We start from the raw sequence: 24,005 nt of genomic DNA, 5'->3' as shown, positions 1-24,005 counted from the left end.
TGAGAGAAAATATTTTATAATTTTGTTATACTGAAATTAAAAAGGAGATAAAATGGGTTTGATTTTGGCAATAGCCGCAGGTCTGATTACAGGAGTGGTTTTATTGTATCTGTTGGGTATAATCGTAGCACCTTATAATCCGGGTGAAATTAAAAACGATCATTTTGAATGCGGGCTTCCGCCAAGCAGCGAAGTTCCAAACAAAGCCAATTTCAATTATTTTATTTTTGCTATTGCATTTATTGTTTTTGACATGGCTGGGCTTTTCTTTTCTTTGTTTGTTTTTGCAGATAATAAAAATGCCTTAAACTGGGCGATGATATTTGGTGTATTGCTGTTCGCGGCTATTACTATCAGTATGAAGGAGTATAGAAATGCTAAAAGTGCTTGATTTTTTTAATTATGCTAGAAGCCGTTCACCCTGGATAGTTCATTTTTGCAGCGGCTGCTGCTCTCTTGAAATGTTGGCATCCATGGGGCCGAGATATGACTGGGAAAGATACGGATATATAATGACGCCAACTCCGAGACAGGCCGATATTATTTTTATTACAGGGCTTGTAAGTAAAAAAATTCTTCCTGCTCTTCTTAGAACATATGAGCAGATGCCGGAACCCAGATATGTTGTGGCAATCGGTGCATGTGCGTTTGACGGGGGTCCTTATAATGATTCTCCATCGGTAATTAAAAATATGACCGAAATTCTGCCTGCAGATGTGTTTGTGGCGGGTTGTCCTCCAAAACCGGAAGCCATTATCGCCGGGCTTGAAGAGCTTAAAGAAAAAATAAAAAGAGGCGAGCCGAGTGCGTCAAGTCAGGGCGGTCTCTGGAAACAAATGAAATTTTAAGGGATGGCAATGGAGAAACTTAAAGATATTTTAAAAAATTATGAAAACGAATATATTGAAGATTATAAAAAAACATGGGTGAAAGCAAAACTTAAAAATAAAGATGATTTATTAAATGTAGTAAAAGCCCTTAAAGAAGAGGGGGTTAAAACCTGCTCAACCGTTTCACCTACCGATTTTATTGATGAAGATAAAATTGAAATGAATTATTTTCTGGAAGATTTAAAAAATAAAAGAAATGTATGGCTTAAAGTTGATTTACCAAGAGAGCTTGAAAAATGTGAGATTGATTCAATAACTCCTCTTTTTCCAAGTGCTGATTGGCACGAACTTGAAGCATATTCGACTTTTGGAGTAAAATTTAAAAATCATCCGAATCTCAGATATTTTTTAATTTCCCAGGATTTTTACGGAAAATTTCCTTTCAGAAAAGATTTTGACTGGGTTTCCCATGAAAAAAATTTAATAGAAAATATTAATACCATTACAAAAGATTTTTTTGACGATTTCGATGAAAATGAGCAAAAAATAGGGCATGAGAGCGCTCATACAATATTAAACTGGGGGCCTACGCATCCTGCAAGCGGGCCAATCAGATTAAAAGTTACCACAAACGGGGAAATTATTGAAAAAATAGACCCAGACATAGGATATGTATGGAGGGCACTTGAAAATTTAGCTGAGAGAAAAGATTTTATAGGGGCTATTACGGCGGTTGAGAGAATCTGCTTTATGGACAATCCCAATCCTATGATTTGTTATTCCCAGGCGGTAGAAGAGATTGCCGGAAAAGAAATAACCCCTTTTGCAAAATATATGAGGGTAATTTTAGGTGAAACCGGAAGAATTGCAAGCCATTTGATTTCAATGGGCGGATTTTTCGGAACTATGGGCCTTCAGACATTTTTAATGTGGACACTGGATATCAGGGAATTTTTCCTGGATGTATTGGAAGATTACAGCGGTGCAAGAATCGCAACCGCAAGTGTTGAACCGGGGGGAGTGAGGTTTCCTTTAAGTGATTATAAAACATGGTTTGGGGAAATAGAAAAAGCAATTAAAAAATGGGAAAGTGTTAAACCTGATATCGAAGATATTTTTATGAAAAATCCGCTTATGACCACACGGGCAAAAAATCTTGGAGTATTTACTCTTAACGATGTGGAAGAGTTTTATTTAGCAGGTCCTATAGCCAGAGCGAGCGGATATAAAACAGATGTAAGAATAGATGAACCTTATGCGGGTTACGGGGAGCTTGAAATAGATTATGTAACCTGTGAAAACGGAGATGCAAGAGACAGGCTTTTTATAATCTATAAAGAAATAAACCAGGCTATTGATTTAATAAAACAGGCAATGAAAAAAATTGAAGCCGGTATTGAAGCGGGAGAAATGGACCCAATGAAAGATCATTTGGTAAGAATCCCAAAAAGACTTCCAAAAGGTGAGGCTGTAGCAAGGGTTGAATGGGCGAGGGGCGAAATGCTTATGCATTTAGTAACAGGTGAAAAAGCAACCAGCCCTTACAGGCTTAAACTTAAAGCTCCGAGTGTAAACCATACAATGGTACTTGATAAGCTCTTAAGAGGAAAAACATTATCTGACATTCCGCTGCTTTACGGAAGTATGCATATATGTCAGGGCGATTTAGACAGATAAGGAGATAAAATGGGAATAGGTGAAATACTTTTTTATATTTTTGTGTTTCCTGGACTTATATTTTTATTAGGCTGGACTTTTTTTATTTTTTATTTTTCAAGAAAAGCTCTGGCTTATGTTCATAAAAGAGTGGGCCCTCATTTTAACGGGCCTGCCGGCAGCTTACAAACGGTATATGATGTGTTTAAACTTTTGGTAAAAGAAAATGTGACTCCTAAAAGTGCTGATCCGTATCTTTTTAATATTATTCCCATAATTGCCCCTTTGGTGGCTGCACTTCCCGTGTTTTTAATTCCATGGAGTCCTTTGGTTAATAACGGGCATGGGATTATAGATACAAATTACGGAGTTTTGGGACTTGTTGTATTAATAGGGGTTGAACCGTTTTTACTGTTCCTTACAGGTTTTGGAAGTAATAACAAATATTCTCTTCTTGGAGGGATGCGAATACTTTCACAAATGTTGTCAATGGAATCGCCGTTTTTTCTTGCTTCACTCTCACCGGCAGTTCTTTTTGGAACTATGAATTTATATGAAATTATGGAAAGTAATACATGGCTTACTACATTGATTTTACTGCCGGGTGCAATTATTTATATAATAGCTATGCTTGGAATTCTTGAACAGCCTCCTTTTAATATTCCGGATGCCGAACAAGAAATTGTTTACGGGTTTTATACTGAATATTCCGGAACAAATTATGTTTTGCTTAAATTTGCGGAATTTACCGAAATACTTGTTGTAAGTGCCAGTGCGGTGGTGCTTTTTTTCGGCGGATACAGAGGATTGGGGTTTGAGAGTTTTTGGTGGCTGTTTATTAAAATAGTTTTAATTGCCATTATGGTTGTTGCAATAAGAGCGTCAAATCCAAGGCTCAGGCTTGATCAGATGTTGAAATTTACCTGGAGCTGGCTCACGCCTATGGCTATACTCAATTTGGTTTGGGTTACATTTGCAAGAATTTATATATTAGGAGCTTAAAATGTTATTCCAGATTAGTGAAAGAGTATTAAGGGTTTTAAAAGCAATAACCGAGCCGAGAGAGGCCATTAAAGATGTGGTAAAAGAGCCGGCACATAAATCTTCCGTTTTCAGGGGAAAACATAATGTAAGATATGATATATGTACCGGATGCGATGCATGTAATAAAATATGTCCTGTGGACGCTATTAAAATGAAGCCGCTTCCTATTAAAAGACCGAATAAAGTACCGGAAGTAAATTTAGCTATTTGTATTTTTTGCGGTTTATGTGAAGATGTGTGCCCTACTAAACCTGAAAAAGCCATTAAACTTTCAGGCGGGGATATAGAAATGATTACGCATGATGGAACACACGACACTCTTGAAAATTTCTGGGTAAGGGTTGACGTGCCGGAAGAGTGGATTGAAAAGAAGAAAAAAGAAGAAGAGGAAAAAGCAAGAAAAAAAGCTGAGATGCTGGCTAAAAAGAAAGCAGAAGCTGAAGCAAAGAAAAAAGCAGAAGCTGAAGCTAAAAAACAAGAGTCTGAAGCTCCAAAAGGAGAAGAAAAATGAGTATACTGATTTTATTTTTGGCATTAGTTCTTGCTGTTATGAGCCTAACACAAAAAAATACCGTGGGTGCTGTGATGTCATTTGTTACGATGATGTTTTTACTCGGTATATATTATATAGGAATGGGTGAAAAACTTTTAGGACTTTTCCAAATATTTGTATATACCGGGGGGATTGTTGTTTTAACACTATTCGGTGTGACGGTTATAGGTGCTAAATTTCCTGAATTTAAAATTAGGCCGTGGGCTGTTGCGGTTGTTACGTTTGTTTTGATAGGGTTGGTGATAATTCCGTTTTTAATGCCTGAAATTCCAAATGCCGGCAAGCCTATACCTCTTGAAGAACAGGTAAAGGTGTTTACCGATTTTTATGCTGAAATAGCGATTTTTACAGGTGTAGTGGGAGCAAGTATATTATATGGAAGTATTAGAATGCTGCACACTCTAAAACATGAAAAGGAATAAAAATGGTTAGTTTTTATATTGACGCTTTTTTTGCGCTTATGCTTTTTGGCGTTGGATTATACGGTGTTACAAGTAAAAGTGATTTTTTAAAAATATTTTTTTCTCTTGAAATGCTTTTAAATGCGGTAATTCTGCTTTTGGCAAGTGCGGCGTATCATTTTGGATTTACAAGAGGTTTGGCCGTAGCTTATGTAATTATAGTTATTGCCACACTTGAAGCGGCAGCAGGTATTTTGATATTTATATTAAGTTCAAGGATGACAGGCGAAATAATACCTGATAACCTGGATAAGGCGGTGAGAGATGAATAATGCAGTAAACATTTTATTATACGCTCCGTTTATTGGTGCAGTATTGGCGTATGTTTTAGGTAAACTAAAACAGCCTCTGGCTTTTTGGGTAGCAGAAGTTACAGGTGCAATATTGTTTTTGGCAAGTATTGTTATATTTTTAACACATTCAGGCTCTCCTATAAATATTGATTATACATGGATTCATTATGGTGAAATTAATTTGCCTTTTGGAATTTATATAGACCATCTTTCCATTGTAATGCTTTTGATAGCGACCGGTCTTGGGTTTGCTGATATTCATTTTGCACATGATTATATGGGAAGTGATCCGGACCAACCGAGATATTACGCAAAAGTATTGTTTTTTATAGGCGGGATGATATTGCTTGTAATTACAAAAGATTTGATAGGCGCGTTTGTCGGCTGGGAATTTATGGGTCTTGCAAGTTATGCTTTAATCAGTTTCTGGTATTATAAAAAATCTGCTGCTAATGCAGGTATGCAAGCATTTTTATATACAAGATTAGGAGATGTGTTTATTTTAGCAGCAATTGGACTACTTTATTATTATGTAGGAACAGTTAATTTAGTAGAGCTAAATCATTTAGCAGATGCAGGAGAGATTAATAAAACAGTTGCGCTGGTTGCAGCTCTTTTTATTTTTATGGGTGCAATTGGTAAATCTGGTCAGTTTCCATTATATCCTTGGCTAATGAATGCAATGGAAGGTCCAACTACAGTTTCAGCTCTTATCCATGGTGCAACTATGGTTAACAGTGGTATTTATATTGTAGCAAGACTCTTTGATTTTTATGCTTATACAGATGCGTTATATGTTGTGGCAAATGTTGCCGCTCTTTCGGCATTTATAGGCTCAACTTCTGCTCTTGTACAAAAAGAGATTAAAAAAATACTCGCTTATTCAACAATGTCACATCTTTCAATTGCTTTTGTAGGCCTTGGAGTTGGAAGTTTGGCTGCTGGAATGATGCATTTGGTAAATCATGCTATTTTTAAAGCGTTATTGTTCTTAAGTGCAGGTGCTATTATATATATTTCCCATCACACAAAAGATGCATGGAAACTGGGGGGATTAGTAAAAAAAGCTCCTTATATAGCCCTGTTTATGGCCATGGGCTCACTTTCTTTGGCGGGGGTTCCTCCGTTTAGCGGATTTTTTTCAAAAGAAATGGTTGTAACGGCAGCCTGGCTTCACGGAAATGAATTTACTAAAATTTTTGTAACAATAGCGGCGCTTCTTTCAATCGCTTATATTACAAGACTTTGGATTTTGGTTTTCTTAGGAGAACCTAGAAATGAAGATATAGCGGGAAGCGTACATAAACCAAGTAATTTGTGGATTAGACTACCTCTTGGAATATTGGCTTTTATAACACTTATTATTGCTATTTGGCAAAGTAATATAGTACATTATATTACAGGAGAAGTAGGTGTAGAAGAGCATATAGCCTGGCTTGGTATATTTATGCTTACAACTATGTTTGTTATTTTCTTAATTGTTGTGGGGCTTTATGTAAAAGGACTGAACTTACTTTATAAAATAGGGTCCCACCATTTTGTGCAGACAATTCATCAAATTCTATTCAACGGTTATTATGTGGAGGCCATGATTACCTGGGTTAGCAAAAATATAATAGTAAATGCCCTTGCAGCATCTGCGAGGTGGTTTGACACTTATGTTGTCGATTATATTGTTGACGGGAGCGTCCCTACAAGTTATAGAATTTATAAAATCTTCAGAAGAGGGCATACTGGTAAAATAGGAACATATATGGGACAAATGGTTATCGGTGTTGCAATTATTGTATTGGCAATCTTAATAATTGTAAAGGGTCTGTGATGGTAGCGGTAGATATTATTTTTGCGCCGATATTTTTATCGGTATTAGTCTATTATTTGACAAAATCAACTCCACAATATACAAAATATATAGCACTCGGCTGGTTTATTGTGGAATTTTTTATTGCGTTTAGCTGGTATAAAGATTTGCCTCAGGTTGGATTTTTGGAGCTCGGAAATTATTTAAACGTTCCTCAGTTTGGGTTTGATTTGACACTTAGGGTTGATGCTTTAAGTATTGCAATGCTGCTTTTAACATCAGCTTTATTGATTCTTGTTGTATTTACGTCCTGGGAAGAAAAAAACCAAGCGGCATATTTTAGTCTGCTCATTATGTTCAGTGGTCCTATTTTCGGTGTTTTTATGACCACTAATGTATTATGGTTTTTTATTTTCTGGGAATTGACTTTGGTTCCGATGTATTTTCTTGTAGGAATTTGGGGAGGAGAAAAAAGAATATATGCTGCAATAAAATTTTTCCTCTTTACACACGTTTTTGCAATGTTTATGTTTGTGGGATTTTTTCTTTTATTTAAACAGACAGGATACTGGGATTTAACATTAATCAAAGAAGCGGCACTTACCACTCCTGCACTTATATGGTGGCTGATGTTTTTGGGATTTGCAGCAAAACTGCCCGTTTTTCCGCTTCATACTTGGCTTCCTGTCGCACATGTAGAGGCACCTAGTTCAATTTCTGTATTATTGGCAGGTGTTTTACTTAAAATGGGAGCTTACGGACTTATCAGGTTTACAGTTGAACTTATGCCTGAAACTACAAAAGAGTTTGCTATTTGGATGGTAATTATAGGGCTTACAACAACACTTTTTGCAGGAAGTTTAGCCATATTTGAAAGACATATTAAAAGAATGGTTGCTTATTCTTCAATATCACATATGGGTCTTGTTGTGGTTGCTGTTTCTACTATGACATATGACGGGCTTAGTGCGGCTTTATATGAAATGATAGGGCATGCATTGGTTATTTCACCTCTGTTTTTGATTGCGGGATGGTTGCATCATAAAACACATACTTGGTATATGGATGAAATGGGAGGTATTATGAAATATGCGCCATATGCTTCCGCAATATTTATTTTAGCCGGTATGGCAGCTTTGGGACTGCCTGGTACTATGGGATTTGTAGGCGAACTTACAATTATAGTTTCCGTTATTAAAGCCTATGGCTGGTGGATAGCAATAATTGCTTTGGGAAGTTTGATAAGTGCCGGTTACATAATTTGGGCTGTAAGACGTTCGATTCACGGCGAAGCATCAGAAACGGTAATAAAATCTGATTTTTCAATGAGCATAGCAGAAAAATTTGCTTTGGGAGTTTTTGCTGTTTTAATTGTTTATTTTGGAATAAATCCACAGCCTATTTTTGATTTGGCAAATCAAGCATTCGGCTTTCTTGGAGGTATGTAATGAGTTTTATAATATTAATTGCAGCGGGATTATTGGTACCAGTGTTTTATAAAAGCAATATATTTATTGCTAAACTTATTGCAGTTTTGGCATTTATAGCATCTGCTTATTTTGTTTATACAAATCAAAGTTTAAGCAGTGTTTTTCCATTGTTCGTTAGCGACGGTGCCACAAAATTGATTGAATATGTTTTACTTGCGACACTTGCGGCCGTGTCTCTTTCACTTACAGGATTTGAAAGGCCGCTAATAGCCCAAATGCTTTTTATAGCAGGTCTTTCACTCGCAATACTCGAAACAGATAATTTTTTTGTATTTATTGTTTTGTTTGAGTCTATTGCGATAGTTTCTTATATTTTAGTTGCAAATATAAGAAATTTTTACAATGCGGAAGGTGCGGTTAAAGCATTTATAGCAGGTGCAGTAGCAAGTGGTATTATTTTGCTGGGATTTGCGTTTTTCTCTTTTACAACAGAGAGTTTTACATATTCCGAAATGAGTGTAAACGGTAAATTTACATTAATTGCCGTAGCTATAATGCTTGCAGGTGTGTTTTACAAACTTACAATTGTACCGATGCATGCGTGGGCTGCCGATACATATTCCCAGGTTAATCATGCAGCCGCTGCTATACTAAGCGGTGTTATTAAAAGTGTAATGTTAATAGCTATTTTTAAGGCATTTTATAAATTTATGATTGCTTATCCGTTGGCGACAGTATTGATTTTTAGTTTTTTTGCGATTATTACTATGACGCTTGCCAATTTTATGGCTTTGTGGCAAAAAAGAATTTCAAAAATATTGGCTTATTCTTCCATCGCGCACAGCGGTTATGCCCTTATTCCTTTTGCCGCAGCGGCAAGCGTTTATTCATACGCAGGAGTGCTTTATTATGCAATTGCATATATTTTTATGCAGACAAGCGTATTTTTGATTTTAAATGATTTAAGAAGAGAAGGCGGGGTTAAATTCCTTGAGGATATAAAAGGTTTGGGTATAAAAGCCCCTGTTCATGCATTTTTATTTACTGTCCAGCTGTTTTCGCTTGCGGGAATTCCTCTTTTGGCAGGCTTTATGAGTAAAGCTGTCGCATTTTATTCCGGAGTTGACGCCGGTCTTTGGCCTATAGTGTTGATAGCTGTTCTTAATTCCGCTTTGGCGGTTGCTTATTATGCATGGATTGTTAAACATATCTATTTTGACAAACCTGTAAATAATGTTAAATTGTCGATAACACCTGGCAGCTTGATAGGTCAGTTAATACTGTTGGCCGGTACAATTTATTTTGGGATTTTTGCTTCAGGCGTATTTAATGCTACAATTTCAATGTAATTCCATTTTAAGGAAATATATTGAAATTTTTTCTTTTTTTATTTTCTTTTATTTATTTGTTTTCTTTGGAAATTAACATTGATTATTTTAAAAATAAACAAAAATATGAAATACTGACTTTATATAACGATAAACCGTTTGTCTGCAAAAAAAATGTTAAAAAAATAATTTGTGAATTTAACGATATCCCTTCAACTCCAGTATTTAAAACAAATTCTGTTTTTTTTAATATTACTCCAAAATTTCAAAATAAAAAATTTCTTTTAATAATTAAAATAAAAGGATTTTATCAGTTAAAAAATTTTAATGAACATTTGTATAAGAATGCTTTAATAAATCCTTTTAAAATGCAAAAAACAAAAAAATGGGTTGTAATAGCAAGTGATAAAAAATTATATGAGCCAAAAATTAACGGGTTGAAATTTTATTTTACAGATTCTCCTAAACCCTTTATAGGGGCGATAGATGAAAACGGCAATCCAATTAATGAAGAGAGCGGGGATGTTTTAAAATATTTTGAAATTTTAAGCGCTTATAAACATCACAGAGATGTAATGGTGGAAATTGACAGTTTTGTTAAAACTTATCCAAACTCGGTTTTTTTACCGGATATTTTATTTTTAAAACTTAAAATTTTAGATGCTCAAAATGATGCGAGTGACGTTATCAGCTTTGGTAAGGAATGGATTAAAAGATTTGCATTTGACGACAATCTTCCGAAAGTTTTACTGTTAATGGCAAAAAATTATTCTAAAATCGGTTTTATGAGCGATGCAGGTTATCTTTTTCAAAGAATAATAAATGAATATCCGAACACGAAAGAAGCGTATAAGGCTATGATTTATTTAGCCGACCAGTTATATATGATGGGTGATGATAAAAAAGCCTTTAAATTTTATGAAAAAGCACTATATTCAACCAATGATATTGAAACAGCTTCTCTTGCCGCCTCAAGGCTTGCCCAAAGATATATGGACAAGGGGGATATAAAAAAGGCAATTAAATATTATGAAAAAATATACAAAGCAAATAAAAATTATCTTTTAAAAGACACTCAAAAAGCCTATGAACTTGCAAAACTGCTTGCAGGCCACAATGCGTATAAACTTGCCGTCAACATAGGAGAAGATTTAATAAAAAAACTTAAAAAATTGGATGATTTGTATGAACCTCTTGAATACAATTTGGCAAACTGGTATTATGAACTTGGTAATTATAAAAAAGCGCTTTACTGGATAGAAAGATATTTAAATGAATTTCCGTACGGGGATTATTCTGATGCAATGAGTGCGTTGAGGGATAAAGTTATTTTTCAGGTTCCGGAAAAAAATCTGACAAAACAGCTGCAAATAATTGATGAAATTCTTAAAAAATATAAAGGAGACATAGCATATAAAGCATTATATAAAAAAGTAATGATTCTTTATAAGCTCAAAAAATATGATGAAATTTTAAAACTTGAAAATAAAATTAAAGAAATTCCGGATAAAATTTTTAAAAACAAAAAAGAGTTTTTAAATAAATTTTATAAGAAATATATCATTTATCTGCTTAAAAATAAAAAATGTTTTAAAGCTATTAATTTAATTAAAGCTGAAAAGATTGTTTTAGATAAAAAATATGACGAAAATGTTTATAAATGCGCAATTGAAACCAAAACTTACGATATAGCGTCTGTGGTTTGCAATAAATATTTAGACTCACCAGATGATAAAATTTTTATTAAATGGATGAAAAGAAAAATAACGGCACTTGAAGGTCTCAGGGATTATAAAAATTTAGTTTTAGCTGTTGATGATTTATGCAGTGTAATGAAAAAAGGATGTTATGAATATAAACTTAAAAAATTCTTTGCATTATGGAAGCTTAAAAGATATAATGAAGCATTAAAACTTGCAAAAGAGCTGGATAAAACAAAAGACATAAGAAATACAGACGCATTTATAAAAATAGTAAACCGGGCACTAAAAAACAGTGATAATCTTTTAGCGGCTACATATTCAAAAAAAATTATTGATTTGCAGGATAAATTTAGGGCGTACCCATATTCCCCTTTTGTGGAATTTACATACGCCCAGTATTCACAAAATAAAAAAGAGGCTGTTAAAGTTTTAAAAAGTCTTTTAAACAGAATAAGCGGAGAAGACAGGGCAAGGGCATATTTTATGCTGGCAAATCTTACAAAAGATAAAAAATATATTGATAAATGCTTAAAAGTTAAAAATTCAAAACTCTGGAAAGGGATTTGTAGGGACGCAAAAAATTTATTTTAATGTAAAATGAAAAATTAAAAATTAAATTCTTTTAATATAATATTTTCGAGTTTTTCAAGAGGTGCCGAAATTTTATTTGGAAACTGTGTTTTATTGAAAATCTGCTGTCTTTTTGCAAGTCTTGAAGTGTTTGTGACGATTTTTTCAAAAAGACTGTTTTTATCATATTTTCCATTAAAATAGTCTAACACTTCTTTTATTCCAATGGCTTTTAATGCCGGAAGTCTTCTGTCGCGGTATTTATACTCAAGATATGCCACTTCATCAATAAGACCCATTTCAAACATCTTTTTGGTTCTGAAATTTATTCTTTCTCTTAAGATGTTTCTGTCCATTTCTATTTCAAAAATGGGCAGATTTTTAATTACAGGTTTTGGAGGGTTTTGTTTAAAATATTCTGTGGGCGCTAAATTTGCAGCAAGATAAATTTTTATTCCTTTTTGGGTTCTATAAGAATCGTTTTTTGAAATTTTATCTGCGTAAACAGGGTCTATTTTTTTTAGAAATTCATAATTCAGTTTTTTTGCCTCTTTTTTTATTTCTTCACTGATTTGTGGCATTTTTGAAATTCCGCTAATCATGGCCTTTAAATAAAAACTGGTCCCCCCCACAATTATTATATTTGTGTGTGGGATTTTTTTATATATTTCTATAAATTTTGTTACGTCGAATTTTTCGTTTGGATATATTTCGTTTATTCCGTAATGTGTTACTTCGCTTAATTCTTTTTTATCCGGTTTTGCCGAGGCTATGTCAATTTCTTTATATATGCTTAAACTATCAAGCGAAAGAATTTCATAATTTAGTTTTTTTGCCAATCTTATTGCCAAATCACTTTTTCCCGACGCTGTAGGCCCTATAATGGCAAACAATATTATCCTTTTTTGCTACAATTATACAATAATTAAAGGTGAGTAGTGAGTAGTGAGTTGTGAGTTGTGAATTGTGAGCTTGGCCGGCCGCTTGCAAAGCGGCGGGGTTGTGAGTTGAGAAATGGAGGAGAGATGATAAAAAAATATATGGAATTGGTTAAATTTCAGCATACAATTTTTAGTATACCTTTTATATTGATTGCCATGATTGTGGCGGCCAATGGGTGGTTTGGATGGAAACTGCTGATTTTGGCGATTATAGCCGCTGCAAGTGCAAGAAATTTCGCCATGGCTTATAACAGATATGTAGACAGGGATATTGATGCAAAAAATCCAAGAACTGCAAGCAGACCTTCTGTTACGGGTGAAGTAAAAGAAAAAGAGATGCTTTTATTTATCGGAATAAATGCTTTTGTTTTTGTAATTGCCGCATATTTGATAAATTCCCTTGCTTTTAAATTATCAGTTCCTGTTTTATTTATTTTGGCGGGATATTCACATTTTAAAAGATTTAGTGAATTTGCTCATCTTATTTTGGGAATTTCTTTAGGCTTAGCTCCGATTGCCGGGGCTATAGCAGTTACCGGTTCAATTCCCTGCTGGAGTGTTTTTTTGGCGATTGGTGTAATGTTCTGGGTGGCGGGATTTGATGTTTTATATTCCCTGCAGGATATTGAATTTGACAAAAAAGAGCATCTGCATTCAATTCCCGCATTGGTAGGTGAAAGAGGGGCTCTTTTTATATCCAGAATGTTTCATATTTTTACGGTAGTTTTTTGGGTATTGTTTGCCGCTTATACACATCTTGGTTTTTTTGGATGGCTTGGAGTTATTGTTTCTGCTGCAATGCTTTATTATGAGCATATATTGGTAAACAGGGATTTTAAAAATATACCAAAAGCTTTTTTTGATGTAAACGGTTTTTTGGGTATTATATTTTTAATTTTTATTATTTTGGACAAAGCATAATTAGTGAGTAGTGAGTAGTGAGTGGTGAGTGGTGAGTGGTGAGTGGTGAATAATAATGGAGAATGATAATGGCAGATAAGATTAGACTGATACCGGTAATTGTTGAATTTGAATTTGATGAATATAATAATGAACTTCAAAAAGAGTTTGATATGCTCGGAAGTGAAAGCGACGACCCGATAGGACAGTATGTAAAGCTTGCAAAAGCCAGGGGGGAGACAAAAGAAACCGACCCTGTTTTGCTTGAATTATTGATAGCGCTCCACAGAAAAGTGGACGAGTTAAGCGCTATTGTTAAAAATGAAGAAAAAAATTTTATAAAGTTAAAAAATAAAACCGAAATTACTGAAATAGGTTTTGGTTATTTTAAAATAAAAAACAATTTATTCGAAAAAAATAAAAAATATTACGGCAGAATGAAACTTCCTGTTTTTCCTCCGAGGATTGTGCCTGTTATTTTTAAAGGTGTTGATAAAAATATTGCAAAAATCGAATTTATGCATGAAAGGGATGAAAAAGATTATAATGCCTATATAATGGCGAGGGAAAGGGCGATGATAAGACAGATGAAGGCTGAAAATGGATAAAATAACGTTGATAATGTTTATAGGGCTTAGCGGATTTATGCTTTTTTTATTTTTTTACATAATAAACAGAGACAAAGTAAATGAAAGTAAATTCGGGGCAATGGAATTAATGCTGGAGGATTTGAATCAGGAGGTTTTCAAATTAAAAAAAGAGATAAAAAATATCAAAGGTGACAATGATTTAGAGAATTTGGAAAATATAATAGATGAAATGCTTACAAATCTTAAGTCAATGGAAAAAAAATATTTAACAAAACTTCAGAAACTGGAAGAAAAAATTTCTGTTGTCGAATGTAAAAATAAAAAGAAAGTTTTTGATTTTAGTAATGTTAACACGCAGGATGAAGAAAGAATACGCTCACTATATAAAAACGGCTATTCCATAGAAGAAATAAGCAGAGAACTCAGAATTCCCGCCGGCGAAGTGGAACTTGTATTAAAATTTTCAAATTTGGGCTGATTTAACCTTAAAGAAAACTTAATTTAAGGTTTTTTTAAGGTTTGTAGTTTAAAATTCTACACCTAAAAAATTCACAAAAGGTGTGATAATGAAATTTACAAAATCAATTAGAGAAGAAGATGTTAAAAGAGATTGGATATTAATAGATGCTAAAGATAAAATTTTTGGTAGGGTACTTACAGAGATAGCCACATACTTAAGGGGAAAACATAAACCTTTTTATACACCTCATGTAGATTGCGGCGATTTTGTTGTGGTTATTAATGCAGATAAGGTAAAATTTTCTTCAAATAAAAAACTTGGAGACAAATATTATAAACATACGGGATATTTCGGAAGCGTAAAAGAGGAAACAGTTGAAAAACTTCTAAAAAACAATCCTGAAAAATTATTTAAACTGGCTACAAGAGGAATGCTTCCAAAAACAAAACTTGGAAGAAAAATGCTTAAAAAACTTAAAGTTTATGCAGGTGAAAATCATCCTCATACAGCTCAAATAAAGGGTAACTAATGAAAATGCACGGAAAAATTTATTCAACAGGAAAAAGAAAAGAATCAGTGGCTAAAATTTGGATAAAAGCCGGTAGCGGTAATATTACAATAAACGGTAAAACATTAGATGAATTTTTAGGCGGAAGAGAGGCTCTTAAACTCAGGGTTAAATGGCCTTTAATGCTTACAAAACAGGAAACTTCTGTAGATGTGGAAGCTAAAGTTTTTGGAGGAGGTTTTGCTGCTCAGGCTGATGCACTTAAGCATGGTATTTCAAAAGCTTTAGTTGAGTATGCGCCTGAATTCAGAGCTGTTTTAAAACCTGAAGGTTTACTTACAAGAGATGCGAGAAAAGTTGAAAGAAAAAAATACGGGAAAAAGAAAGCAAGAAAATCTCCACAATTTTCAAAAAGATAAGTTTCTTCTTTTTTCTTCTTATTGTTTAATAATAGTGACAGACACAAAATTAATTAAAAATTGATAATGGAAAATGTAAAATTTAATATATAATATCATTTATAAGAGAATGTAAAATATATTTGATAAATTAAAAATTTTCCATTCTCAATTTTTCATTTTACATTATTTATAGGGGTTTTATATGAAAGTTTCATTGGTTTTAAGCGGAGGTGGTGCGAGAGGATATACCCATATTGGTGTTATTAAAGAATTAAAAAAGTACGGTTTTGAAATAATATCTATTTCCGGTACTTCAATGGGAGCGTTAATAGGGGCTCTTGAGGCATGTAACAAACTTGAAGTATATGAAAATTGGGTAAAAAATCTTGATGTTTTGGATATGGTAAAATTTTTAAACAATCCTTTGGCAAAAAACGGCTGGCTAAACGGGGATAAAATATTTAATAAAATAAAAGAACTGGTAGGTGATTATAAAATAGAAGATTTGCCAGTTAAATTTACGGCTGTTGCAACAGATTTGAATAAAAAAAAAGAAGTCTGGTTTCAAAAAGGACCTTTGTGGGAAGCAGTTAAAGCTTCAGCTTCTATTCCCGGAATTTTTCAGCCGGTTAAATTAAACAAAATGCTTTTGGTTGACGGAGGAGTTCTCAATATAATGCCAATAGCCCCTGTTATGAGTGATATGAGTGATTTAATAATTGCTGTTAATTTATATGGAAATGATAAAGAAATAAAAATAAGATTATCTAAAGAAGTTAGAAAAAAACAGAATTTAATGGAAGAAATCTGGTACAAAATTTTTAAAGAAAAACAAGACCCCGTGAATCAGTCAATTGATTTAATGATGGATACTATATTTAGATACAGAAGAGCCGAATACAGCGCGGATATTGAAATAGAAATACCGGAAAATATAGCGAAATGGTATGAATTTCACCGGGCAATAGAACTCATTAAAATAGGTGAAGAATTTACAAAAGATGCCATAAACAGTGCAAAAAAGAAGGGAATAATAAAAGGTGAAAATAGTGAAAGTGTGAAACAGTTAAAATGGTGAATAAGAAATGAAAATTAATGATATAATTTCAAAAAAAGGAGAAAAAGTGGAAAAAATTCATACTTCAAACGCTCCTGAAGCAATAGGCCCATATTCTCAGGCTATTAGGCTCGGAAATATGATTTTTACTTCAGGACAGATTGCTCTAACTCCGAGTGGAGAATTTTTAAATTCTGATATAAAAACACAAACAAAACAGGTTTGCGAAAATTTAAAAGCTGTGCTAAATGCAGCGGGGGCAAAAATAGAAAATGTGGTAAAAACTACGATATTTTTGAGTGATATAAATGATTTTGCCCAAATGAATGAAGTTTACGGAAAATATTTTTCACATAAACCCGCACGCAGCACTGTTGCTGTAAAAGAATTGCCAAAAGGTGCAAAAGTGGAAATAGAGTGTGTGGCGGTAATAAGTTAGTGGTGAAAGTGTGAAAATAGTGAAAATGGTGAGTAGTAAATTATAAATTGTGAATGTTGAATGTTAAATTACCATTTAACATTTAAAACTAACCTTAAGTTTTACTTAATTTAAGGTTAGTTTAAGGAAAAATGTGTAATATTTCACACTAAAAAAGAAAAAAGGAAGCATATGTATGCGGTTATTAAACATGGCGGTAAACAATATAAAGTAAAAGTAGGTGATGTACTTGAACTTGACAGAATTGAAGCAGAGCCAAAAAGTGATATTGAAATTAATGAAGTTTTATTAGTAAAAAGCGATGATACAAAAATCGGCACTCCTGTGGTGGAAGGTGCAAAAGTAGTTGCTGAAGTTATTAATCACGCAAGAGGAAAAAAAGTTATAATCTTCAAAAAAAGAAGAAGAAAAGACTCTAAGAAAAAAAGAGGATTTAGAAGAAATTTTACAAGAGTTAAAATTAAAGAAATTAAAGCATAATTTAAGGAGATATAATGGCACATAAGAAAGGGCAAGGTTCTACACAGAATAACAGAGATTCTGCCGGTAGAAGGTTAGGCGTTAAAAAATTTGGTGGAGAATTTGTAAGAGCCGGGAATATTATTATCAGACAAAGAGGAACAAAAGTTCATCCCGGAAACAATGTCGGACTTGGAAAAGATCATACTATTTTTGCATTAATAGACGGATTTGTAAAATTTGAAATTAAAGATAAAAACAGAAAAAAAGTTTCAGTTTATCCTGCAAAATAAACTTCTAAAAGGCTTTGCCTTTTTTAATTTTGAATGTTGAGTGTTGAATTATAAATGAAATTAATTTTAAATTCAGCATTTAACATCTACTTTATAAATATCTAACATTTAATTTTTAAAATCGGAAATCAAATATTATGTTTTTTTATGTTAAAATTCTCAAAAAAAGGATTAATTTGTTTGTAGATAATGTCAAATTAACAGTCAAATCAGGCAAAGGCGGAGCCGGGTGTGTCAGTTTCAGAAGAGAAAAATTTATTCCAAAAGGCGGGCCTGACGGAGGAGACGGAGGAAAAGGCGGAGATGTTATAATTATCTGTGACAAGAATACCCATACTTTATCCCATTTAAAAGGAAAAAAGCTTCTTAAAGCAAAAAACGGCAGACCGGGGGAAGGACGGAAAAAACATGGAAGCAGGGGTGAGGATTTAATAATTAAAGTACCGCCCGGGACAATAATAAAAGATGCAAATACAGGTGAAATTTTACTTGATATGAAAAAAGACGGGGAAAGAAAAATATTGCTTGAAGGCGGAAGAGGAGGGCTTGGAAACTGGCATTTCAGAGGCCCGAGACAGCAGCTTCCAAGATACGCCCAGCCGGGAGAGGAGGGAAAAGAGCTTGAAATAATAATGGAGCTTAAATTAATAGCGGATGTTGGGCTTGTCGGTTTTCCTAATGCGGGGAAATCAACACTCATTTCCACTTTATCCAATGCAAAACCCGAAATAGCAAACTATGAATTTACCACACTTACTCCAAAACTCGGAGTTGTAAAGGTAGATGATTTTAGAAGTTTTGTAATGGCTGATATTCCGGGAATTATTGAAGGGGCTCACGAAGGCAAGGGACTTGGCCTTCAGTTTTTAAGACATATAGAAAGAACAAAAATAATTCTTTATATGATAGATATGGCTTCTTTTAGAGAGCCTTTTTATCAGTTTGAAACATTGAAAGAAGAGCTTAAAAATTATTCCGAGATTTTAGCTAATAGAAAATACGCCATAGCTTTAACAAAATCAGATATTGCCGATAAGAAAAAAATAGAAGAATTTTTTGAAAAATTTGGAGTTGTAAAAACAGAATGCAAATATAGGGCAAATCCTGATTATCCTTGCTATTTCCAAGAAGACACATTTGTTTTGCCTATAAGTTCTGTAAGTAATATTAATATAGATTCTTTAAAATATGCATTAATGAATTTAGTAGAAAGTGTAAACAATGAAGAGACTGATATTTAAAGTAGGGACTGCGACGTTATATGAAAACGGAAAACTTTCAGAGAGAATGGATAAAATTGTTGATTTATTAGCAAAACTTAATAAAACATATGAAATAATTTTGGTCACTTCAGGTGCCGTGGGGGCAGGTTATACGAAATGTCCTATGGATAAAAATAAACTGGAAAACAAACAGGCTCTTGCGGCGATAGGGCAGCCTTTATTAATGAGGGAATATAAAGAAAGATTTCATAAATACAATATTACAGTAGCTCAGGTTTTGGTAACGGCGGCAGATTTTGACAGTAGAAAAAGAAGCAGCAATGCAAAAAAAATGATAAATGTTTTGCTAAAAAATAAAGTTATTCCAATTATAAACGAAAATGATTCAGTTTCTGTAGAAGAGATAATTTTTGGAGACAATGATCAGTTGAGTGCTTATGTAACATATTATTTTGGGGGTGATTTGCTTATAATGCTTAGCGATATTGATGCTTTTTATACGGACAATCCTAAGAAAAATCCTAACGCCCTGCCTATTAAGACTGTAAAAGAAATAAAAGACACCTGGTTAAATGCCGAATGTAATCCCAATGATAAATTTGCAACGGGGGGCATTGTAACAAAACTTAAAGCGGCCAAATTTTTAATGGATAGAAAAATACCTATGTTCTTAACCAACGGCAATGATTTAAAGAGTGTAAAAGAATTTTTAAAAGGAAATCATATTAAAGGAACGCTGTTTATAAGTGAATAGTGAGTGGTGAATTGTGAGCTTGCCCGGCTGCTTGAAAAGCGGCGGGGTTGTGAGCTTGCCAAGTAGCCAAATTCTAAGTATGCAAGTTCCAAGTAGCCAAGTTGCCAAGAAGCTAAGAGGTCAAGTTTAGAGTGAAAAATGAAAAGTTAAAAGTGAGCTTGCTCACCTGACCGTTTGAAAAACGGCTATGGTGAAAAATTAAAAGTGTAAAGTGAAAAGGTGAAAAATGAAAGCGGTTGCAACGAACAGAAAAGCATATCATGATTATGATATTTTTGACAAATACGAAGCCGGAATCGAGCTTAAAGGAAGTGAGGTAAAGGCCCTGAGACAGGGAAGAGCGAATTTAAAAGATTCATTTGTAAAAATAAAAGACGGCGAGGCCTGGTGGATGCAGGGGCACATAAGCAATCTCGACACTACTTATAAGGCCTTTAGGCATGATGAAAAAAGACCCAGAAAACTATTGCTTCATAAAAATGAAATAGCAAAACTTGCCGGATATACAAGTGAAAAGGGTTATACATTAGTTCCTCTTAGGATTTATTTTAACAAAAGAAACAGGGCAAAACTCGAAATAGCGGTTGCTAAAGGAAGGCAGCTTCATGACAAAAGAAGGGTAATGAAAGAAAAAGAGCTTCAAAGAGAAGCAAGAGCTGCTATGAAAAGATACGGGTTTTAATTTAAAATATGGATAAAAAGATGTTAAAATTTATATTGTTTATACTGTTTTTTACAATAAATTTTCTTTTTGCCGGGAACGATTTTTGGATAAATTTTCATTCCAAATTGGATAATTCTTTAACAAAAGAAGAATTTTTATTTAAAATGGAAAAATTTGAACCTAATTATTCAGATTTTATAAATAAATTAAGCAATAAATATTTTGACAAGCCTTATAAAAAATTAACACCTGTGCAAATTCTCGATTTTCAGCAAAAAACCAAAAAAGAATTCGTAAAATATAATCATTACGGAGAATGTGTTTCAAGCTATATGAATGTTAAAGAAAAAGCCAATAATTATAATATGAATGATAAATATCAATGTTCAGAATTGGTTAACAGATTTTACAGGAAAGTTTTTCATATAAAAGTTATTCAAAGAAACGGGATTGCCACGGCTAAAGAATATAATAACCTGACAGGAAGTTTTAATTCTAAAAAAATAAAAGTAATTTATTATCAGGTATCGAATATTAATATTAAAGTAAAACCAAGAGCCAGTTTTGCATTTAAAAATATCAATGATATAAAAAGAAAAGGGGATAATTACATTTATTCTAAAAAATTTAATAGAATTTTTGAAGAACATCCGCCTGTAAACGGAAGTATTTTATCTTTTGCCAATAATTTTCATTCCAAATCTAATATATATTTTGGGCACACCTGTATTGTAAAAAAAGTTGTAAAAATAAAAAATGGATATACAATATACTGTTTTGAACAGAATGTAATCAGGAAAAAAACTCATACAATTTCTGTAAACAGGCATATAAATTTTTTGAAAAAAAACGGTCACTGGATAGAAATAGGAAGCGGGATATTAGGTCCTTATATAGGAAGGATAGGGCCTGTGATAGGGTGGAGTATCCCTTGTTATGTTGATAAAACCTATATAATTACTAAAAGAAATTTTTTAAAATTAATTACGCAGCTGATTAATTTCAGATATTTAAATTTATACAAGTGGCAAAATAAAATATTAAAACCTTTTCAAAATTATCACTCTTTTTATGTAACAAAAAGATTTTTTAATAAAATAATAAATAATATTATAGCTTCAGAAAAAATAAAAAATGAAAGTTTTTTTGAAAAATTAATTTCATGGTTTTAATTTTTGACTAAATTTTTTAAATCTTCCAAAACTTTTACTGCGTGACCTTTTGCTTTTACCTTTTTATATTCTTTTACAACTTCACCTTCAGGATTGATGATAAAAGTTGAGCGGATTACTCCCTCATATTCTTTTCCATACATTTTCTTTTTGCCCCATGCCCCGAATTCTTTTAATACTTTTTTTTCTTCGTCGCTTAAAAGCGTTATTTTTAATCCGTGTTTTTCAATAAAATTACAGTGTTTTTTAGCAGAATCAGGACTTATTCCTAAAATTACGGCGTTTAGTTTTTCAAATTCATCCAATAATTGGCTGAATTCTTTTGCTTCAGTGGTACATCCGGGTGTGTTGTCTTTTGGATAAAAATAAAGTATTATCCATTTCCCTTTTAAATCTTTTAAACATATTTCTATATTGTCCTGATTTGGGAGGCAGAAATTTTTCATGAATTTCCTTTTTTTATATATAATAATAAAAAAATATTAACAAGGGATTAAAATGGGTATTAAAAATTTAACATTACGCACCATAATGATTATTATTGTATTGTTAGCCTCAATTTTTTTAACATTTTATAATGTAAGGGATTTTTTAAACTGGCAACATACTTTAACCATAAAAAAAGAGCTTTCAAGCATAATGCAATTAAGCAGAAGCCTGAGCCTTTTAATTCACGAAACACAAGAAGAAAGGGGTATGAGTGCCGGGTTTATAGGAAGTAAGGGAAAAAAATTTGTTAATTTACTTGCTAAACAGAGAAAATTGACAGATGAAAAAATAGCGATGTATAAAAAAGTACTGAAAAGTATTGACGTCTCTTTTTTGGATAACGAAACAAAAAAATATATTAACATACTGAATAATTATCTTTCAAATATCAACAATATAAGAGCCAAAGTAGAAAATTTAAAAATTTCTTTAAAAAATGAAGTTAAATGGTATACAACAATGAATTCATATATGCTGAAAATTATAGGAAATACTGCCAAACTTGCCCCTAATGCGAAAATTGCAATGGAGCTGGCCGCTTATTCAAGTTTTTTAAAAGCAAAAGAAAGAGCGGGGATTGAAAGGGCAGTTCTTAGTGCAACATTCGGTGCAGATAAATTTTTGCCAGGGATGTATACCAAATTTGTTACATTGGTTGCCGAACAAAAGGCTTTCAATGATGATTTTTTAACATTTGCAAATAAAAATATCAAAGAAATGTATTTTAAAATAATAAAAGCCCCTTCATTTAAAGAAGTCGAAAAATTAAGAGAGATTGCCATTTCTAAACATAAAACAGGAAATTTTGAAGTTGATCCGGTTTATTGGTTTAAAACTATTACTGAAAAAATAAACAGGTTAGAAAAAATTGACGATAAAATAGCTAATATTATTCAAAATGATATTAATAATATTCATGCTTATCCATTAGTGTTTATATTGGGAGTTTTGGCAAACATATTTATGATAATTCTTGGAATAACAAGTGTAAAAAATCTTGAAATGAAAATTAATTCTTTAAAATCGTTAATATTAACGATTGCCAAAAGTAAAGATCTCTCCATTGATATAAGAATATATGAAAATGATGAATTCGGAGTCATAAGAAAAAGTTTGAGAGAATTTGTCGAAAGTTTAAGAGAGGTGCTCTCTTCTGCGTATAACAGCTCAAATCAAAATAAATCTGTATCTGTAAAGCTTAAAAAAGATTTTGAAATTATAGAAAACAATATCAACAGAGAAAATGAAATCATAATCTCCACCGCCGAAGAATCCAGACATATTGAAGAAAATTTAACCAATGAGGCAAATTCTTCTGAGGAGATTAAAAATCTTATTTTAAAAGCAAATGATGCATTGGGATATACCATTTCTGAAATAGAACGGGTCATAAAACAGATTCAGGAAAATTCCCAGAATGAAAACGATTTGGCCATGAAAATGAATGAACTTACGAATAATGCCGAAGGTGTAAAAAGTATTTTATCAGTAATAAAAGAAATAGCCGAACAGACTAATCTTTTGGCGCTTAACGCCGCAATTGAAGCGGCAAGGGCGGGTGAACACGGAAGAGGATTTGCCGTTGTTGCGGATGAGGTTAGAAAATTAGCTGAGAGAACCCAGAAAAGTTTGAGCGAAATAGATGCGACTATTAATGTAATTGTTCAGGGAATCAGCGATGCAAATGAGGAAATGAACCAAAATGTTCAAAAAGTTAATGAAATTGCCGGAGTTGCAAACGATGTTCAGGGAAAAATAGAAAATGTTTCGACTAAAATGAGCAATGTTGTTAATAGTGTGGAAGAAAATGTAAACGCCGTTAATGATATTGTTAAAAAAATGCAGGAATTCAGTGTTCATATGAATAAAATTTTAGAACTTTCAGCCAATAATGAAAAATATATAGAAGATAATGCAAAAACTATTGACAATATTTACCGTTTAGCAGATGCTTTAATGAAAGAACTCTCACAGTTTAGAATTTAA

Annotated in this window: 27 protein-coding genes; 25 read left to right on the top strand and 2 right to left on the bottom strand. The window is 32.8% G+C overall.

The genetic code is table 11. From position 1 onward, the window contains the following. Window positions 1–52 precede the first annotated feature (52 nt). Genes DZ67_RS0103160 through DZ67_RS0103110 form a run of 11 tightly spaced genes read left to right on the top strand, consistent with a single transcriptional unit; the run spans window position 53 to window position 11,690 of the window. Complete coding sequence (locus DZ67_RS0103160) at window positions 53–391, top strand: NADH-quinone oxidoreductase subunit A (protein ID WP_024787223.1); 339 nt, start codon at window positions 53–55, stop codon at window positions 389–391. Further along, a complete protein-coding gene (locus DZ67_RS0103155) occupies window positions 375–848 on the top strand; it encodes an NADH-quinone oxidoreductase subunit B (protein ID WP_024787222.1) in 474 nt (157 codons plus the stop codon). Before DZ67_RS0103160 ends, DZ67_RS0103155 begins: the two co-directional genes overlap by 17 nt. Before the next feature lie 9 nt (window positions 849–857). Continuing rightward, complete coding sequence (locus DZ67_RS0103150; protein ID WP_024790716.1) at window positions 858–2,507, top strand: NADH-quinone oxidoreductase subunit C; 1,650 nt, start codon at window positions 858–860, stop codon at window positions 2,505–2,507. 9 nt (window positions 2,508–2,516) lie between these two features. Then, on the top strand, window positions 2,517–3,488 hold the full coding sequence (locus tag DZ67_RS0103145) for a complex I subunit 1/NuoH family protein (RefSeq protein WP_024787220.1): 972 nt from the start codon (window positions 2,517–2,519) through the stop codon (window positions 3,486–3,488). Between the two features lies 1 nt (window position 3,489). Continuing rightward, a complete protein-coding gene (locus DZ67_RS11025; RefSeq protein ID WP_024790715.1) occupies window positions 3,490–4,041 on the top strand; it encodes a 4Fe-4S binding protein in 552 nt (183 codons plus the stop codon). Further along, entirely contained in the window at window positions 4,038–4,505 is a 468-nt protein-coding gene (locus tag DZ67_RS0103135) for an NADH-quinone oxidoreductase subunit J family protein (RefSeq protein ID WP_024787219.1), read from the top strand. Before DZ67_RS11025 ends, DZ67_RS0103135 begins: the two co-directional genes overlap by 4 nt. Window positions 4,506–4,507: 2 nt before the next feature. Beyond that, window positions 4,508–4,816 (top strand): NADH-quinone oxidoreductase subunit NuoK, encoded by a 309-nt coding sequence (locus DZ67_RS0103130; RefSeq protein WP_024787218.1) that lies wholly within the window; start codon window positions 4,508–4,510, stop codon window positions 4,814–4,816. Continuing rightward, a complete protein-coding gene (locus DZ67_RS0103125) occupies window positions 4,809–6,659 on the top strand; it encodes an NADH-quinone oxidoreductase subunit 5 family protein (protein WP_024787217.1) in 1,851 nt (616 codons plus the stop codon). Before DZ67_RS0103130 ends, DZ67_RS0103125 begins: the two co-directional genes overlap by 8 nt. Then, the gene (locus DZ67_RS0103120; RefSeq protein ID WP_024787216.1) at window positions 6,659–8,086 is read left to right on the top strand and encodes a complex I subunit 4 family protein; all 1,428 of its coding nucleotides are present in this window, start codon (window positions 6,659–6,661) and stop codon (window positions 8,084–8,086) included. The genes DZ67_RS0103125 and DZ67_RS0103120 overlap by 1 nt, the downstream gene beginning before the upstream one ends. Beyond that, the gene (locus DZ67_RS0103115) at window positions 8,086–9,417 is read left to right on the top strand and encodes an NADH-quinone oxidoreductase subunit N (protein ID WP_024787215.1); all 1,332 of its coding nucleotides are present in this window, start codon (window positions 8,086–8,088) and stop codon (window positions 9,415–9,417) included. Before DZ67_RS0103120 ends, DZ67_RS0103115 begins: the two co-directional genes overlap by 1 nt. Before the next feature lie 20 nt (window positions 9,418–9,437). Beyond that, entirely contained in the window at window positions 9,438–11,690 is a 2,253-nt protein-coding gene (locus DZ67_RS0103110) for a tol-pal system YbgF family protein (protein WP_024787214.1), read from the top strand. Window positions 11,691–11,704: 14 nt separating this feature from the next. Here DZ67_RS0103110 and miaA read toward each other — a convergent pair whose 3' ends face one another. Continuing rightward, a complete protein-coding gene (gene miaA / locus DZ67_RS0103105) occupies window positions 11,705–12,562 on the bottom strand; it encodes a tRNA (adenosine(37)-N6)-dimethylallyltransferase MiaA (protein WP_024790714.1) in 858 nt (285 codons plus the stop codon). 132 nt (window positions 12,563–12,694) lie between these two features. Here miaA and mqnP point away from each other — a divergent pair, with 132 nt between their 5' ends. The 13 genes from mqnP (at window position 12,695) to DZ67_RS0103040 (ending at window position 21,530) form a co-directional block, all read left to right on the top strand. After that, a complete protein-coding gene (mqnP, locus tag DZ67_RS0103100) occupies window positions 12,695–13,531 on the top strand; it encodes a menaquinone biosynthesis prenyltransferase MqnP (RefSeq protein ID WP_035907049.1) in 837 nt (278 codons plus the stop codon). A gap of 68 nt (window positions 13,532–13,599) precedes the next feature. After that, complete coding sequence (locus tag DZ67_RS0103095; protein WP_035907047.1) at window positions 13,600–14,118, top strand: hypothetical protein; 519 nt, start codon at window positions 13,600–13,602, stop codon at window positions 14,116–14,118. Further along, entirely contained in the window at window positions 14,111–14,578 is a 468-nt protein-coding gene (locus DZ67_RS0103090; protein WP_024787210.1) for a DUF6115 domain-containing protein, read from the top strand. Before DZ67_RS0103095 ends, DZ67_RS0103090 begins: the two co-directional genes overlap by 8 nt. Before the next feature lie 88 nt (window positions 14,579–14,666). Continuing rightward, window positions 14,667–15,089, top strand: coding sequence for a 50S ribosomal protein L13 (gene rplM, locus DZ67_RS0103085; RefSeq protein ID WP_024787209.1), 423 nt, complete (start codon window positions 14,667–14,669; stop codon window positions 15,087–15,089). A gap of 5 nt (window positions 15,090–15,094) precedes the next feature. Further along, complete coding sequence (gene rpsI, locus DZ67_RS0103080; RefSeq protein ID WP_024787208.1) at window positions 15,095–15,487, top strand: 30S ribosomal protein S9; 393 nt, start codon at window positions 15,095–15,097, stop codon at window positions 15,485–15,487. Window positions 15,488–15,671: 184 nt separating this feature from the next. Continuing rightward, window positions 15,672–16,547, top strand: coding sequence for a patatin-like phospholipase family protein (locus tag DZ67_RS0103075; protein WP_024787207.1), 876 nt, complete (start codon window positions 15,672–15,674; stop codon window positions 16,545–16,547). 7 nt (window positions 16,548–16,554) lie between these two features. Further along, complete coding sequence (locus DZ67_RS0103070) at window positions 16,555–16,965, top strand: RidA family protein (RefSeq protein WP_201768038.1); 411 nt, start codon at window positions 16,555–16,557, stop codon at window positions 16,963–16,965. 171 nt (window positions 16,966–17,136) lie between these two features. Then, on the top strand, window positions 17,137–17,445 hold the full coding sequence (gene rplU / locus DZ67_RS0103065) for a 50S ribosomal protein L21 (RefSeq protein WP_024787206.1): 309 nt from the start codon (window positions 17,137–17,139) through the stop codon (window positions 17,443–17,445). A gap of 14 nt (window positions 17,446–17,459) precedes the next feature. Next, window positions 17,460–17,717 carry a 50S ribosomal protein L27 gene (gene rpmA / locus DZ67_RS0103060; RefSeq protein ID WP_024787205.1) on the top strand — a complete coding sequence of 86 codons (258 nt, stop codon included), beginning with the start codon at window positions 17,460–17,462 and terminating at the stop codon, window positions 17,715–17,717. 176 nt (window positions 17,718–17,893) lie between these two features. Beyond that, on the top strand, window positions 17,894–18,958 hold the full coding sequence (obgE, locus tag DZ67_RS0103055; RefSeq protein ID WP_024787204.1) for a GTPase ObgE: 1,065 nt from the start codon (window positions 17,894–17,896) through the stop codon (window positions 18,956–18,958). Beyond that, window positions 18,939–19,694: a glutamate 5-kinase gene (gene proB / locus DZ67_RS0103050; RefSeq protein WP_024787203.1), complete on the top strand. Its 756-nt coding sequence runs from the start codon at window positions 18,939–18,941 to the stop codon at window positions 19,692–19,694. The genes obgE and proB overlap by 20 nt, the downstream gene beginning before the upstream one ends. Before the next feature lie 226 nt (window positions 19,695–19,920). Then, on the top strand, window positions 19,921–20,376 hold the full coding sequence (gene smpB / locus DZ67_RS0103045) for an SsrA-binding protein SmpB (protein ID WP_024787202.1): 456 nt from the start codon (window positions 19,921–19,923) through the stop codon (window positions 20,374–20,376). Between the two features lie 20 nt (window positions 20,377–20,396). Further along, the gene (locus DZ67_RS0103040) at window positions 20,397–21,530 is read left to right on the top strand and encodes a CHAP domain-containing protein (protein WP_024787201.1); all 1,134 of its coding nucleotides are present in this window, start codon (window positions 20,397–20,399) and stop codon (window positions 21,528–21,530) included. Here DZ67_RS0103040 and bcp read toward each other — a convergent pair. Then, a complete protein-coding gene (gene bcp, locus DZ67_RS0103035; protein WP_024787200.1) occupies window positions 21,527–21,976 on the bottom strand; it encodes a thioredoxin-dependent thiol peroxidase in 450 nt (149 codons plus the stop codon). The two genes, DZ67_RS0103040 and bcp, sit on opposite strands and share 4 nt — an antisense overlap. Before the next feature lie 52 nt (window positions 21,977–22,028). Between bcp and DZ67_RS0103030 the strand changes: the two genes are divergently transcribed. Beyond that, a complete protein-coding gene (locus DZ67_RS0103030; RefSeq protein ID WP_024787199.1) occupies window positions 22,029–24,005 on the top strand; it encodes a methyl-accepting chemotaxis protein in 1,977 nt (658 codons plus the stop codon).

The sequence above is a fragment of the Lebetimonas sp. JS138 genome (genome assembly GCF_000523335.1).
GTDB lineage: Bacteria > Campylobacterota > Campylobacteria > Campylobacterales > Nautiliaceae > Lebetimonas.
The sequence above is the reverse complement of the archived record's forward strand: the minus strand, read 5'-3'. Positions and strand labels throughout refer to the sequence as shown.

What these genes read in the sequence shown, in the direction of transcription:
- DZ67_RS0103150 (WP_024790716.1), top strand. Translation starts at nt 858, where the DNA reads ATGGAGAAACTTAAAGATATTTTAAAAAATTATGAAAACGAATATATT.
- DZ67_RS0103075 (WP_024787207.1), top strand. Translation starts at nt 15,672, where the DNA reads ATGAAAGTTTCATTGGTTTTAAGCGGAGGTGGTGCGAGAGGATATACC.
- mqnP (WP_035907049.1), top strand. Translation starts at nt 12,695, where the DNA reads ATGATAAAAAAATATATGGAATTGGTTAAATTTCAGCATACAATTTTT.
- DZ67_RS0103115 (WP_024787215.1), top strand. Translation starts at nt 8,086, where the DNA reads ATGAGTTTTATAATATTAATTGCAGCGGGATTATTGGTACCAGTGTTT.
- rpmA (WP_024787205.1), top strand. Translation starts at nt 17,460, where the DNA reads ATGGCACATAAGAAAGGGCAAGGTTCTACACAGAATAACAGAGATTCT.
- DZ67_RS0103135 (WP_024787219.1), top strand. Translation starts at nt 4,038, where the DNA reads ATGAGTATACTGATTTTATTTTTGGCATTAGTTCTTGCTGTTATGAGC.
- DZ67_RS0103070 (WP_201768038.1), top strand. Translation starts at nt 16,555, where the DNA reads ATGAAAATTAATGATATAATTTCAAAAAAAGGAGAAAAAGTGGAAAAA.
- DZ67_RS0103155 (WP_024787222.1), top strand. Translation starts at nt 375, where the DNA reads ATGCTAAAAGTGCTTGATTTTTTTAATTATGCTAGAAGCCGTTCACCC.
- proB (WP_024787203.1), top strand. Translation starts at nt 18,939, where the DNA reads ATGAAGAGACTGATATTTAAAGTAGGGACTGCGACGTTATATGAAAAC.
- DZ67_RS0103090 (WP_024787210.1), top strand. Translation starts at nt 14,111, where the DNA reads ATGGATAAAATAACGTTGATAATGTTTATAGGGCTTAGCGGATTTATG.
- DZ67_RS0103130 (WP_024787218.1), top strand. Translation starts at nt 4,508, where the DNA reads ATGGTTAGTTTTTATATTGACGCTTTTTTTGCGCTTATGCTTTTTGGC.
- rplM (WP_024787209.1), top strand. Translation starts at nt 14,667, where the DNA reads ATGAAATTTACAAAATCAATTAGAGAAGAAGATGTTAAAAGAGATTGG.
- rplU (WP_024787206.1), top strand. Translation starts at nt 17,137, where the DNA reads ATGTATGCGGTTATTAAACATGGCGGTAAACAATATAAAGTAAAAGTA.
- bcp (WP_024787200.1), bottom strand. Translation starts at nt 21,976, where the DNA reads ATGAAAAATTTCTGCCTCCCAAATCAGGACAATATAGAAATATGTTTA.
- DZ67_RS0103095 (WP_035907047.1), top strand. Translation starts at nt 13,600, where the DNA reads ATGGCAGATAAGATTAGACTGATACCGGTAATTGTTGAATTTGAATTT.
- DZ67_RS11025 (WP_024790715.1), top strand. Translation starts at nt 3,490, where the DNA reads ATGTTATTCCAGATTAGTGAAAGAGTATTAAGGGTTTTAAAAGCAATA.
- DZ67_RS0103120 (WP_024787216.1), top strand. Translation starts at nt 6,659, where the DNA reads ATGGTAGCGGTAGATATTATTTTTGCGCCGATATTTTTATCGGTATTA.
- DZ67_RS0103125 (WP_024787217.1), top strand. Translation starts at nt 4,809, where the DNA reads ATGAATAATGCAGTAAACATTTTATTATACGCTCCGTTTATTGGTGCA.
- DZ67_RS0103160 (WP_024787223.1), top strand. Translation starts at nt 53, where the DNA reads ATGGGTTTGATTTTGGCAATAGCCGCAGGTCTGATTACAGGAGTGGTT.
- DZ67_RS0103040 (WP_024787201.1), top strand. Translation starts at nt 20,397, where the DNA reads ATGTTAAAATTTATATTGTTTATACTGTTTTTTACAATAAATTTTCTT.
- rpsI (WP_024787208.1), top strand. Translation starts at nt 15,095, where the DNA reads ATGCACGGAAAAATTTATTCAACAGGAAAAAGAAAAGAATCAGTGGCT.
- DZ67_RS0103030 (WP_024787199.1), top strand. Translation starts at nt 22,029, where the DNA reads ATGGGTATTAAAAATTTAACATTACGCACCATAATGATTATTATTGTA.
- smpB (WP_024787202.1), top strand. Translation starts at nt 19,921, where the DNA reads ATGAAAGCGGTTGCAACGAACAGAAAAGCATATCATGATTATGATATT.
- DZ67_RS0103145 (WP_024787220.1), top strand. Translation starts at nt 2,517, where the DNA reads ATGGGAATAGGTGAAATACTTTTTTATATTTTTGTGTTTCCTGGACTT.